The organism is Aestuariibaculum lutulentum, assembly GCF_032926325.1.
Classification (GTDB): Bacteria; Bacteroidota; Bacteroidia; order Flavobacteriales; family Flavobacteriaceae; genus Aestuariibaculum; species Aestuariibaculum lutulentum.
Map to the genome: position 1 here is coordinate 1,375,006 of NZ_CP136709.1, position 13,698 is coordinate 1,388,703.

A 13,698-nucleotide genomic window follows, 5' to 3' on the forward strand; every position below is an offset into this window, starting at 1 on the left:
TGCTGAAACAAGTTCAGCATGACAATGTTTTTAAATTTTAAAAATACCCCTGGCGTTTACGATCTTCCATAGCCGATTCTGATCGTTTATCATCACTTCTGTTTCCTCTCTCAGTTTGACGCATAGCTGATACTTCCTGAGCTATTTTCTCAACCGTATCAGCATCCGATTCAATTCCTCCTGTTATGGTAATATCTCCCAAGGTTCTAAAACGTATTTTCCTCGTAACAACCTCCTCATTTTCTTCAAGATTTAAAAATTCTGAATTAGGAATCCATGAATTTTGACGCCAAACCACTTCTCTTTCATGAGCAAAATAAAGTGATGGTATTTCTATATTTTCTCTTTTTATGTAATTCCAGACATCCATTTCTGTCCAGTTACTAATTGGGAATGCTCTAAAATGTTCGCCTTCGAAATGTTTTCCGTTAAAGATATTCCAAAGCTCTGGACGTTGGTTTTTTGGATCCCATTGCCCAAAATCGTCTCGATGCGAAAAGAAACGCTCCTTAGCTCTTGCTTTTTCTTCATCACGACGACCGCCACCAATAGCACAATCTACTTTATTAGACTCTATAGCGTCTAAAAGTGTAGTTATTTGTAGGGCATTACGTGTTGCATTTTTACCTTTTTCCTCTGCTACACGACCTTCATCTATAGATTCCTGAACAGATCCTACAATTAAATTAACACCTAATTCTTCAATTAAATCGTCTCTGAATTTAATAGTTTCAGGGAAATTATGCCCCGTATCGACATGCATTAAAGAAAAAGGTATTTTAGAAGGGTAAAAGGCCTTTTTTGCCAAATGAGTAACTACTATTGAATCCTTTCCTCCTGAAAATAAAATCACTGGATTTTGAAATTGTGCCCATACTTCTCTTAAAACGTAAATGGCTTCAGACTCTAACTCGTCTAAATAATTTAAATAATACTTACTCATGTGTTTTTAATTCTAATTTATCTTTAATCGCTTGAAAAATAATTTCAACAGATTCTTCTATTGTATTTAAATGAGACACCTCAACATCAGGATTCACTGGGGTTTCATAAGGTGCTGAAATACCGGTCATATTCTTAATTTCACCTGCTCTTGCCTTTTTATACAACCCTTTTACATCGCGCTTTTCACATTCTTCAAGGCTTGTATTTACAAATACTTCAAAGAAATTTTCAACGCCAACGGTTTCTCCTATAAACTTTCTATCCTTTTCATAAGGCGCTACAAAAGCAGCTAATACAACAACACCAGCATCAATAAATAACTTTGAAATTTCTCCTATTCGCCTGTTATTTTCAGACCGGTCTTCAGGTGAAAATCCTAAATTTTTATTAATTCCGCGTCTCACATTATCACCGTCTAAAACATAAGTATGTACTTTAGATTCATGTAATTTTTCCTCTAAAGCATTAGCTAATGTAGACTTACCTGAACCTGATAAACCTGTAAAAAACACTAAAAAAGAATTATGGCCATTTAATTGTTGGCGTTCTAATCTAGTGATTTTGTACTCGTGTGCTGTGATGTTTTTTTCCATTCCTTTAATCGTCTTCTTTTTTCTATACCAAAATCTATTTTATACCATGTTCTTTCATGTAAATAATATAAAATCATTTTTGTTAGTACTTCAGCAATGCCTATACTAAAACCCGTTAACGGATTTCCTGAAATTACCCAGGCTAACAACATGGTATCTATTGTCCCTAATAATCTCCATGTAACTGTTTTTAGCAGATGTCTTTTTTTACTTTCTTTTATTTTGACTTTAAACCAAACTTGCTCATGACAATAATACAAAAGCATTTTTGTAATAACCTCAAAAGCTCCAATTTTCAAACCAGTTAAAGGATTTCCTGTAATTATCCAAGATAAAACTATGGTATCGATAGTTCCTACAATCCTCCAAGTAATGGCTTTAGCGATATGTCTTTTAGATAGGCTTAAAGGCATTACTTTGTTACCAAGAAATAATTATTAAGTAAATTTTCTCTATTATATTTCATTGGTTCATTTGTTGTTTGATTCAAAACCTTAAGTCCGACGGCCTCACAAATAGCTTGTCCTGCTGCTGTATCCCACTCCATAGTTGGGGCAAATCTAGGGTATACATCTGCTTGTCCTTCAGCCACCAAACAAAACTTTAAAGAGCTTCCTTTTGATACTATTTCTATGTCATTTCCATTATGCTTTAAGCCTTCTACATAATTCAATGTATCTTCATTCATATGAGAACGACTCCCTACTACCTTAACTATACCATTAACCTCTTGATTAGGTTTTAGTATATCTTCTTCTTTAAACAAAACGCCATTAATATCTTCAATATTATCAGCAAATACAGTCTTATAGGCCTTAGATTTACTTTCGTTTGTATAATATAATTCCTTGGTTACTGGAACATAAATTACACCTAACTTAGTAATTCCATTTTCTACTAAGGCTATATTAACCGTAAACTCTCCGTTCTTTTTTATAAACTCCTTAGTACCATCTATTGGATCTACAATCCAACATTGTTTCCATTCCTTCCTAATGGAATAAGGTAATTGTTTATTCTCTTCACTTATAATTGGAAGATTAGTTTCTTGAAGTAAGGTTACAATAATTTTATTGGAAACTAAATCTGCTTCGGTAAGAGGCGACTCGTCTTCTTTATATTCTACAGAGAAATCCTTATTGTATATTTTAAGGATAGCCTCTCCGGCTTTTAATGCAGCTGTAATTGCTATTTTTAAATTTTTATCTATTAACATACCACGAATACATTTTTTCTACACCTTCTTTTAATTCGATTTTATGTTTCCACCCTAAGTTATTTAGCTTAGATACATCTGTAAGCTTTCTCATGGTTCCGTCAGGTTTATCAGTATTAAATACTAAATTTCCTTTAAATCCAATAATGTCTTTTATCGTCTCGGCGAGTTCTTTTATAGACACGTCGGTTCCAGTTCCGATATTAATGTGAGTGTTTCGGATTTCTGCTCCTATGGAAAAAGATTCTGAAACAAGTTCAGAATGACATGTAAGCGAAGGATGACAGTCTTTAAAATCTCTGTTTTCCATTAAAAACACACAGGCATCAGCCATATCTTCACTCCACAGAAATTCGCGTTTAGGATTTCCTGAACCCCATATTTCAACACTATTTTCAGAAACACCAAACTTTGATAAATAGGCTTTAGCGTCTTCAATAGTTGAAACCCCTAAATCTTTAACAACTTCATCGTATTTTGATTCGGATAATAACTTCGCCAAATGTATTTTACGAATCAACGCTGGTAATACGTGTGACTTTTCTAAATCAAAATTATCATTGGGACCATACAAGTTGGTTGGCATCACCGAAATGAAATTCGTGCCATATTGCAAATTATAACTTTCGCACATTTTAATACCCGCTATTTTTGCGATGGCATAAGGCTCGTTAGTGTACTCCAAAGTATCGGTTAACAAATACTCCTCTTTCATGGGTTGAGGCGCGTATTTAGGGTAAATGCAGGTACTTCCTAAAAACAACAGCTTTTTTACATTATGAATATAACTTTGATGAATCACATTGTTCTGAATCATCATATTCTCGTAAATAAAGTCAGCTCTATAAACATTATTAGCAACAATTCCTCCTACTTTGGCTGCTGCTAAAAACACATATTCAGGTTCTTCTTCCTTAAAAAAAGAAGCAACATCAACCTGATTAGTTAAATCCAACTCTTTATGGGTCCGAGTTACAATATTTGAATAGCCCTTTAATTGAAGATTTTTTAAAATAGCACTACCAACTAAACCTCGGTGACCAGCTACATAAATTTTAGCATTTTTGTTCATAAGGTTTACTCAAAATAGTTCATGATTTGGTAACCTCCATCCTTAAGATATTGCTCCTTTTTCATGAGTTTAACATCACTCTGCATCATATCTTTAACTAGGGCTGGTAAATCGTATTCTGGCACCCAACCAAGTTTTTCCTTTGCTTTAGTAGCATCACCAATTAACAAATCCACTTCTGTAGGTCTAAAATATTTAGGATCTACAGCTAATACCTCTTTTCCTATTGGTAATTGATACTCGGAGTTATTACACGCTTTAACAAATGCTTTTTCATCAACCCCTTCTCCTATAAATTCTAATTCTATACCTACTTCGGCAAAACTCATTTTTACAAAATCGCGAACCGTAGTGGTCTTATTTGTTGCTATTACCCAATCTTCTGCTTCTTCAGCCTGAAGAATCATCCACATCATTCTCACATAATCTTTAGCATGTCCCCAATCGCGTTGTGCATCTAAATTTCCCAAATAAAATTTATCCTGTAAACCTAATGCTATTCGCGAAGTAGCTCTGGTTATTTTACGCGTCACAAAGGTTTCCCCTCTAATAGGAGACTCATGATTAAATAAAATACCATTACAAGCATAAATACCATATGCTTCTCTATAATTTACGGTAATCCAATAGGCATACATTTTAGCAACTGCGTAAGGACTTCTTGGATAAAACGGTGTTTTTTCGGTTTGAGGTACTTCTTGAACTTTACCATATAATTCTGAAGTTGAAGCCTGGTAAATACGGGTCTTTTTCTCCATGCCCAATAGGCGAATAGCTTCCAGTAAACGTAAGGTTCCTAAACCATCCGCATTTCCGGTATATTCAGGCATTTCAAAAGATACATGGACATGGCTCATAGCCGCTAGATTGTATATCTCATCTGGCTGTACTTCCTGAATTAAACGCGTTAAATTGGTACTATCGGTTAAATCACCATAATGAAGAAAAAAATTACGATCCTCAACATGTGGATCTTGATATAAATGATCTATTCTATCAGTATTAAACAAAGACGACCTCCTTTTAACACCATGAACTTCATACCCTTTTTTTAGTAAGAACTCACTTAAATAGGCCCCGTCCTGACCTGTTACCCCTGTAATTAAAGCAACTTTTTTTTTCATTTATCATTAAAAATTTCTATGCAAAAATAGCCTTTTAACTCCCTTTTGCAAGATTATTCATATTATTCATATCACTTAAAACACGGTATTAACACATCAACAATAAAATAACTAATCATTGCTATTTTTCTCATTATTTTAAGAAATATTTTTTATTTCACTCATAAAATAAAGTAAATTTAGATAAGCCTAATTATTTTTTTGAAAGGACTTTTTCTAAACTTAAATCCCAATCAGGGATTTCTATATTTAATTTACTTCTTATTTTTTCTTTATTCAAAACACTATATCCTGGTCGTTTTGCTTTTACTGGAAACTGTTCTGAAGTAATAGGATTCACTTGCATGTTAATTTTAGATTCCTCAAAAATCGCTTTAGAAAAATCATACCAGCTAATTTTTCCTTGATTACTATAATGGTACAAACCAAAATCCTTTGATGCCTTACCAATAATTTCAAGTATCACCTTAGCTAAATCACCAGCATAAGTTGGTGTTCCTTTTTGGTCGGCAACTACAGAAATTTCATCACGTGTTTCGGCTAAACGTAGCATCGTTTTCATAAAATTGTTGCCATGTTCAGAATACAACCAAGACGTTCTAATAATAAAGTACTCACTTAGTATATTTTGGATTTCAATTTCGCCTTGTAATTTAGAAGCCCCATATACACTAATCGGATTTGGTTGATCCTCTTCTGTATAAGGTTCTCTTTTAGACCCGTCGAAAACGAAATCCGTTGAGATATGAATTAAAACGACATGATGCTCCTCACAAGTTAAAGCTAAATTTTTAGCTCCTTCGGCGTTTACCTTAAACGCCAATTCTTGTTCGTCTTCAGCTTTATCTACTGCCGTATAGGCTGCACAATTAACGCAATAATCAATATCATGTGATTTAAAAAACGATTGTACTTGGTTTAAGTTACATATATCCAAGTCTTTCGAATCGGCATAAAGAACGTTTAAATTATCATATTCGACCTCAACATCCTTGATACAAGTTGCCAATTGCCCATTACCACCTGTTACTAAAACATTAATCATAGCTTAGCGTCTTTTAATTTTGGTAACTCTAAATCCTTATCTGAAATAATAAGAGATGCTTCTGGTAATTTCCAATCGATATTTAAGACCTTATCATTAAAAATGATGCCACCTTCAGAGCCTTTATTATAGAAATTGTCGCATTTATAAGAGAAAATAGCGGTATCACTTAACACCACAAATCCGTGTGCAAAACCTCTAGGAATAAACAACTGCGTTTTATTGTCCTGTGTCAATTCTAAAGCAACATATTCTCCAAAAGTTTCAGAATCCGTTCTAATATCAACGGCAATATCTAAAACACAACCTTTAATAACTCTTACTAACTTGGCTTGAGCATGTTCTCCTCTTTGAAAATGTAAACCTCTTAAAACACCTTTTGACGAAAACGACTCATTATCCTGAACAAAATTCACATTCTGATTTGTAAGTTCATTGAATGTTTTTTGATTAAAACTCTCAAAAAAATACCCTCTGCTATCATTAAAAATTTTAGGCTCAATAACAAAACAGCCTTTCAATTTTGTTTCTTTTACAATCATTATTTTTTATTCAATAAGCCCAATAAATTCTTTCCGTAACCACTCTTCAATAAAGGCTCTGCTAAAGCTTTAAACTGCTCTTCATTAATGTATCCCATTTCGTACGCAGCTCCCTCAATAGCACCTATTTTAAGCCCCTGACGCTCCTCAATGACTTCTACAAATTGAGAGGCCTGCATCAACGATTGAAACGTACCCGTATCTAACCAGGCAGTCCCTCTATCTAAAATGCTCACATGAAGCTTCTTTTGTTTAAGATAGGCTTTATTGACGTCGGTTATCTCAAGTTCACCTCGATGACTAGGTTTAATATTTTTAGCGATCTCAACCACTGAATTGTCATAAAAATAAATACCAGGGACAGCATAGTATGATTTTGGGTGTTCTGGTTTCTCTTCTATTGAAATGGCTTGACCTTTGCAATCAAACTCTACTACACCATAACGCTCCGGATCATTGACTCTATAGGCATAAATAATACCTCCATTAGGATCATTATTAGCCTGTAATAATTTTGCTAAACCTGTCCCATAAAATATATTATCTCCTAAAATTAAAGCCACCTTATCATTTCCTATAAAACCTTCGCCGATGATAAATGCTTCTGCTAATCCGTTAGGTTCTTCTTGTACAGAATATTCAAATCGACAACCATACTTTTTACCATCACCTAATAAATCTTTAAAAAGTGGTAGATCTTTAGGTGTGGAAATAATCAATACTTCGCGAATTCCAGCATACATAAGTGTTGATAGCGGATAGTATATCATAGGCTTATCGTAAATAGGCATCAACTGCTTACTTACCGATAAAGTCAATGGATGTAATCTCGTACCAGAACCTCCTGCTAGTATAATTCCCTTCATTTAACTGTATTGTTTATCGTAATAGGTTTTATATAGCCCACTAGTGACATTATTCAACCAATTTTCATTGTTTAAATACCAGTCAATCGTTATATCTAAACCTTCTTCAAAAGTTACTGATGGTTTCCACCCTAATTCGGTATTTATTTTAGAAGCATCAATAGCGTATCTTAAATCATGTCCAGGGCGATCTTTAACATAAGTTATAAGTTGTTCAGAAGTTCCAGATGGTCTGTTTAATTTCTTGTCCATCTGGTCACATAAAACCTTTACCAAATCGATATTCTTCCATTCATTAAAGCCGCCAATATTATAGGTTTCTCTATGTTTTCCTTTATGAAACACTAAATCAATAGCTAAGGCATGATCCTTCACATAGAGCCAGTCACGTGTGTAGTTGCCATCTCCATAAACAGGAAGTGGTTTGTTATTAATAATATTATTTATGAATAAGGGAATCAGCTTCTCTGGAAACTGATTTTGTCCATAATTATTTGAACAATTCGTTATAATATATGGCAAACCATATGTTTCTCCATAAGCTCTAACAAAATGATCTGAACTCGCTTTTGAAGCAGAATATGGTGAATTAGGATCGTACGATGTTGTTTCTTTAAACAGACCTGTTTCTCCTAAGGTACCATAGACTTCATCCGTACTGATATGATAAAACAACTTTTTATCAAAATCATTAGCCCATAACTCTTTAGCTGCATTTAATAAATTAACCGTTCCAATAATATTTGTTTTTACAAAAGACAAAGGGTCACTAATAGAGCGGTCTACGTGAGATTCAGCTGCCAAATGAATAACGCCATCAAACTGATGTTCTTTGAACAATTTATTAACAAACTCTGGATCATTAATATCCCCTTTTACAAATCTATAATTGGTATTTTCTTCAACATCTTTTAAATTTTCCAAATTCCCAGCATAGGTCAAGGCATCTAAATTAAAAATAAGATAGTCTGGATATTTTTCAACAAATAACCTAACCACATGCGAACCAATAAATCCTGCTCCTCCTGTTATTAAAATTTTCATTATAAATCTTATTTGGTTTGTTCTTTTATATATTTAGAGATTCCTAATAAAACAAATAATATTAAAGTTAATCCTAATAACACTATAGGCAATACAATTTTCTTCTTACTGGTCCAATCACTTATATCATAACCTGTTTTAGGGAATCCCGCTAAAACATTTACAACATGATCTTGCTCAACCTTATCCTTGAAAACTCCTCTTAACTGACTCTCTAAATCTAATCTTTTATCAAGAACTTTAGACTCGTCAACCACTAAATTACCAGAATCAGCATCTCCCATATATAACGTTGTACCAGATTGATTTCCTGCTTCTTTATCAGATTCCTTCATTCGTATTTTTAGATACATATCAATTAAAGAATCTGTTTTTTTTACCTGAATAGATAACGACTGTTCTTTACGTGTTAAGTTTTCCTGATTAACATTCTTTAACTCCTCTAAATACGTATTATTTACCAATTCTTCCTCAAATTTTTTTTCAATTTTTTTAAATATTGATTTATTAATGGAAGCTACACCTATCCTATGAATATTAAAATTATAGTCCGTTAATGCGTCCTTAAACTTATCATAGGTCATTTCCAATTGTGTAATCGAATCCAATCTACTAAAATAAAGAGAGTACATTTCAGATCGCTTATTTTCATCTATATCAGGCTCTATATAAAAACCCTTTAAGCTAGCTGCTTCTGAAGGTGTTATGTTTAATCTATTGGCCAATTCAATGCTATCCTTATCTTCATAAGCTAATTGATGCATTTCTTTTAAGTTTTCATAAACTTGTCTAGCAGAGTTAAAATTCGTTTCAATATACATATTAGCTCCATAAAGGGTATCTGAATTCTTATCAATTATAAATCCAGCAACAACACCTAAAACAACAGCTCCTACATACCATACAAAACGCTTATAAAAATGGGTTAACAGCAATAAAACAACATGAAATATGCCTTTAAAAATAGATTCGATAAACTTGAAAAAGCGATCGAAAGCATTACCTATTAACTTAAACAACTGTCCTAAATCGACTTCTTCCGATGATTGCTGTGGCGTTTGCAATTCTTTACTCATACATTAAATTATTAATTGAAAATTTGTTCTAATATTTTTCTTGTTATCAAATATGTTGGCTTAACACCTGAAGTTCCTAATCCTCCGGATGCTAGAGTCGCTCCTGTTTCAAGCGGATTATCACTGGCGTAATAGGCATATCTTACCTTCACATCTTTACCAATGCTTCCCCTTACTTTTGAAGCTGCCTGAATGGCTTTTTGATAATGTGCACCTTCCATTTCCAAACCTATAACTTTCCAGGTAGAATTATGGAAGAACTTCAAAATATCCTTATTCTGTAATGAAGTCCCTAAAACGGTAATCATCGCTCCATCATAAACATTGACCCCTTGATTTTCTAAATCTTCTTTTTTAAGCTCATTTTCAAATGGATAATTATCGGCGGTACCTTCAAATATATGGGCAGACGGAATCATAATATCTCCTTTACCGCCTTGTAAAATACCTGCTTTACCCATAATAGAAATCGATTCCACATTTAAGTGGACGTTCTTACCCTTCACTTTGAACGGTTTTAAAAGCTCATCTATGGTTTCATAGGCTTGTTCCCCAAAGGCATAATCCATTACCAAAATTACAGGCTTATTTTCCACAATATAACTTGATGTTACCGGAATATCAATTTTGGAAACATCTATTTTACTAGTATCAAAAATTTGAACATCTATATTTGTTCCTGAGGTATCTTTAACATAAATCATACCTCGTTGTAACGCTTCTTTATTCACTTTACTTCGAAGCTGTTCATTTTCTTTTTTACTAATGGCTTCGTAAACCCTAAAAATATCTTCTTTAGCTACTAATGCTTTCAATGCATTCGGAGCAAATAAAGTATTCATTACACTATGCATATTAGCACTTATGATATGAATTGGACGCTCTAAAAGTCCTTCCTTAAAAAGAATGTCCTTGATATTATCTGACCAGATTTCACCGTGAATATGGTGACCTATACGCTCTCTAAGCATCGGGCTAAACGTAACTGTACGTTTATTGTTTGTTGTTTGCTCCTCGATGGCTAATTTACCCAGCCAATAAATAATATGCAAAAAACGCTCAGGTTGATTTTCAATCGCAAACTGATTGTAAACCGTCATCAACTCATTAAACGTTCTTCCTAAAATATTTGCAGTATGTGTTATGGCTACTTCGCGTTCTTCCTGAGATAATTCTTTATTCAACAGAACTGCCTTTTCAAGCTTCATCCAATCACGTGTAGTCGCCCCGGATTCGTTAATTACGACACGTTTACTTATTTTATGCGATTCAACAAACAAGAACGTTAAATGCGTTAAAATATCGTAAATCTCAGATCGGCCGCGCGTAATTTCAATATTCATTTGCTCAGCATCTATGCGGTAACAATTACGACGACGTTTTGAAGGAATAATAGGTTTAAAATGAGAATTTAAATACCCTTCATCACTTGTTAAATTGATGAACATACACTCTTCAATACCCATTGGAAGACGATCAATGACATAAAGTAAGCCTTCCAACTCAGCTTTTTCATCACCAATAGATCCGTAAATCTCCGGACGCAAAAGCAGCAAAGCTTGTCTTAACGTTTCACCAGAAACCCCCATAGGTTTATAAAACCCACGGTTAAACAAATGACGCATAGTAATATACATCCGCTCAATGGCGTTCGAACTCTCCTGAGCTCGTGTTCTTTCGTGATGTTTTCTATTACTCATACGTCTTAATATTCGGCCAAATATACTATTATTTCATTTAATCGATATGAGGAAAACCCTCAACAATACTTCTGTCGTTCGATAATCTTGGTAACTTATTCTGTCCGCCTAACTTACCAATAGATTTCATATATTCTTTAAATCCGTCCTTTTTTACTTTCCGAATAACAAGGGGTCTTAAAACTTTACCTTCTATTAAATCGAAATAGTAAATGTTTTGCTTTTGAAGCGATTCATCGATACGTTTTTCCAAATCGGATAAGTCATCCGGTTCATTTTCAAACTCTACGAACCATTCATGATACGGCAAACCTTCTTCAGGATTAATTTGTGGAGCCACGGTAAATTCAGAGACCCTAATATTAGTTTCTGAAATGGCTTCCTGCATGGCCTGCTCTACTTCTTTCCCTATAACATGTTCTCCAAAGGCAGAGATAAAATGCTTAATTCTTCCGGAAACAATAACTCGATAAGGCTTCGTAGAAGTAAACTGAATCGTATCTCCTATATTATACCCCCAAAGCCCGGCATTTGTGGAAATAATCATCACATAATTAACCCCAATCTCAACATCTTTAATGGTGATACGTTTCGGGTTTTCAGTAAAAAATTCATCGGCTTTTATAAACTCATAAAAAATACCTGAATTTAGTAAAAGAAGCATCCCTTTTTCATTTTGTTTATCCTGATATGCAAAGAAACCTTCACTCGCCGGATAAAGCTCAATACTATCCACTTTTCTTCCTATAAGATTTTCAAATTTCGCTCGATATGGCTCATAATTGACACCTCCGAAAATAAACAGATTGAAATTCTTAAAAATATCGCCGACTTTCTTACCGGTTTTCTGCTGAAGTCGCTCGAAATACATCTGCACCCAAGATGGAATTCCTGAAATCACGGTCATATTCTCAGGAAGGGTTTCTTCAACAATAGCATCAACCTTGGTTTCCCAATCATCAATACAGTTAGTTTCCCATGAAGGTAATCTGTTTTTTTGAAGATATTTAGGCACATAATGTGCAACAATTCCGGAAAGCCTTCCTAACTGAATGCCGTTTTGCTCTTTTAAAATAGGACTCCCTTGGAGGAAAATCATTTTACCATCAACAAACTTACTGTTACCTGTTTCATTGATGTATAACAAAATAGCATTACGCGCGCCTTCAACATGAAACGGCATACTTTCCTTAGTAATTGGAATGTATTTCGCTCCAGAAGTAGTCCCTGATGTTTTTGCAAAATAAATGGGTTTCCCTTTCCAAAGTACATCTTCTTCTCCTGCCACCACGCGCTCTACATATGGCTTTAAAGCCTCGTAATCTCGAATAGGAACTCGCTTAACAAAATCGGAATGATTATTTATACTTATAAAATCATGATCCTTGCCAAAGGCTGTTCCTGCTGCATCGGCTATTAAATTCTGAAATACCTTTTCCTGTGTTTCAACAGGGTTATTCGCCCACTTTAAAACACTTTTATATATACGTTTGGCAAATGGTTTCGCCAATGCCGATTTTAATGAAATCATATACTAGTTAAAATCTATAAAATTTGTTGGATTAACGGGATAACCGTCATTCCAAAGCTCAAAATGTAAATGTGGCCCCGTCGACAATTCGCCTTCATCACCAGAAGTAGCTATAACTTCTCCTGCCTTAACCAAATCGCCTTGACCTTTAGTAAGTGCCGCATTATGTTTATATACCGAAATTAATCCGTAACTATGCTCAATAATAACCACATAACCTGTACTTGCTGTCCACTCAGCAAAAATAACAATCCCATCGGCCACCGATTTAATAGGTGTATTTTTAGCTACTACAATATCTACTGCATAATGCTTTTCCTTTAAATTGTAAGGCTCACTAATGGTCCCGTTAACCGGAGAAAACAATAAAAAATTAGATGCCGATGTAGCCGACTCGAATAAGTTGTACTTATCCTCTTTATCCACTCGTTCTCTTAATAACGAATCTTCCGCACTCGGCGTAAAATCCACCTGACTGGCTTCTAATTTTACAGCTTGAATTATAGAATCTTTATTCACATCAGAAACACTAACATCGCCTTTTAAAACCTGTTTAATCGATTCGAAATAACGATCGTTTAATGCCAGTACACGTTGTAACGAATCAGTCTTATAATTAAGCTCTGTCGCCTTCTTTTTTAAAGCCGCAGATGAATACCCTGGAATATACTCTCTTAACGGTGTATAAGCTATAATTAAACAGGTTACAACCATTAAAAATATAGCCGATAGCGATGCTATAACAAATACATTTAGACGCGTTAACTTAAGCGATAAACGCTCCTCGAAAGTATTCTCGTTAAGGATTACCAGGCGATACTTGTCAAGTAATTTGCGTTTTATTCTTTTCGGTCTTTTCTTCTTATCTTCCATGATAAAAACAAAAATAATTAAAATTATAGCATGATAGCTTTGCTTTATTCTAAAGTTATTGTTAATAACGA

14 protein-coding genes are annotated in these 13,698 nt (G+C 34.1%); all 14 read right to left on the reverse strand.

What is annotated here, in order from left to right; all coding sequences use genetic code 11:
* Positions 1–37 precede the first annotated feature (37 nt).
* The 14 genes from cysD to R1X58_RS05950 all read right to left on the reverse strand — a co-directional run bounded on the left by cysD (position 38) and on the right by R1X58_RS05950 (position 13,627).
* Positions 38–943, reverse strand: coding sequence for a sulfate adenylyltransferase subunit CysD (gene cysD / locus R1X58_RS05885; protein ID WP_240572429.1), 906 nt, complete (start codon positions 941–943; stop codon positions 38–40).
* The gene (gene cysC / locus R1X58_RS05890; protein ID WP_240572430.1) at positions 936–1,538 is read right to left on the reverse strand and encodes an adenylyl-sulfate kinase; all 603 of its coding nucleotides are present in this window, start codon (positions 1,536–1,538) and stop codon (positions 936–938) included. The genes cysD and cysC overlap by 8 nt, the downstream gene beginning before the upstream one ends.
* Positions 1,493–1,951, reverse strand: coding sequence for a DUF2061 domain-containing protein (locus R1X58_RS05895; protein WP_240572431.1), 459 nt, complete (start codon positions 1,949–1,951; stop codon positions 1,493–1,495). The genes cysC and R1X58_RS05895 overlap by 46 nt, the downstream gene beginning before the upstream one ends.
* Positions 1,951–2,748, reverse strand: a complete 798-nt coding sequence (gene cysQ / locus R1X58_RS05900; protein ID WP_394804322.1) for a 3'(2'),5'-bisphosphate nucleotidase CysQ — start codon at positions 2,746–2,748, stop codon at positions 1,951–1,953. The genes R1X58_RS05895 and cysQ overlap by 1 nt, the downstream gene beginning before the upstream one ends.
* Positions 2,741–3,826: a GDP-L-fucose synthase family protein gene (locus R1X58_RS05905; protein WP_240572433.1), complete on the reverse strand. Its 1,086-nt coding sequence runs from the start codon at positions 3,824–3,826 to the stop codon at positions 2,741–2,743. Before R1X58_RS05905 ends, cysQ begins: the two co-directional genes overlap by 8 nt.
* Positions 3,827–3,831: 5 nt before the next feature.
* Positions 3,832–4,950 (reverse strand): GDP-mannose 4,6-dehydratase, encoded by a 1,119-nt coding sequence (gmd, locus tag R1X58_RS05910; RefSeq protein ID WP_240572434.1) that lies wholly within the window; start codon positions 4,948–4,950, stop codon positions 3,832–3,834.
* 193 nt (positions 4,951–5,143) lie between these two features.
* A complete protein-coding gene (gene rfbD / locus R1X58_RS05915) occupies positions 5,144–5,995 on the reverse strand; it encodes a dTDP-4-dehydrorhamnose reductase (RefSeq protein ID WP_240572435.1) in 852 nt (283 codons plus the stop codon).
* On the reverse strand, positions 5,992–6,537 hold the full coding sequence (rfbC, locus tag R1X58_RS05920; protein ID WP_240572436.1) for a dTDP-4-dehydrorhamnose 3,5-epimerase: 546 nt from the start codon (positions 6,535–6,537) through the stop codon (positions 5,992–5,994). Before rfbC ends, rfbD begins: the two co-directional genes overlap by 4 nt.
* Positions 6,537–7,403 carry a glucose-1-phosphate thymidylyltransferase RfbA gene (gene rfbA, locus R1X58_RS05925; RefSeq protein ID WP_240572437.1) on the reverse strand — a complete coding sequence of 289 codons (867 nt, stop codon included), beginning with the start codon at positions 7,401–7,403 and terminating at the stop codon, positions 6,537–6,539. The genes rfbC and rfbA overlap by 1 nt, the downstream gene beginning before the upstream one ends.
* Positions 7,404–8,450 carry a dTDP-glucose 4,6-dehydratase gene (gene rfbB / locus R1X58_RS05930; protein WP_240572685.1) on the reverse strand — a complete coding sequence of 349 codons (1,047 nt, stop codon included), beginning with the start codon at positions 8,448–8,450 and terminating at the stop codon, positions 7,404–7,406.
* A 5-nt stretch (positions 8,451–8,455) separates the two neighbouring features.
* Positions 8,456–9,523: a hypothetical protein gene (locus R1X58_RS05935; RefSeq protein WP_240572438.1), complete on the reverse strand. Its 1,068-nt coding sequence runs from the start codon at positions 9,521–9,523 to the stop codon at positions 8,456–8,458.
* An 11-nt stretch (positions 9,524–9,534) separates the two neighbouring features.
* Positions 9,535–11,223 (reverse strand): DUF6909 family protein, encoded by a 1,689-nt coding sequence (locus tag R1X58_RS05940; protein ID WP_240572439.1) that lies wholly within the window; start codon positions 11,221–11,223, stop codon positions 9,535–9,537.
* A 37-nt stretch (positions 11,224–11,260) separates the two neighbouring features.
* The gene (locus R1X58_RS05945) at positions 11,261–12,754 is read right to left on the reverse strand and encodes a GH3 auxin-responsive promoter family protein (protein ID WP_240572440.1); all 1,494 of its coding nucleotides are present in this window, start codon (positions 12,752–12,754) and stop codon (positions 11,261–11,263) included.
* A gap of 3 nt (positions 12,755–12,757) precedes the next feature.
* Entirely contained in the window at positions 12,758–13,627 is an 870-nt protein-coding gene (locus R1X58_RS05950) for a M23 family metallopeptidase (RefSeq protein WP_240572441.1), read from the reverse strand.
* Positions 13,628–13,698: the final 71 nt, after the last annotated feature.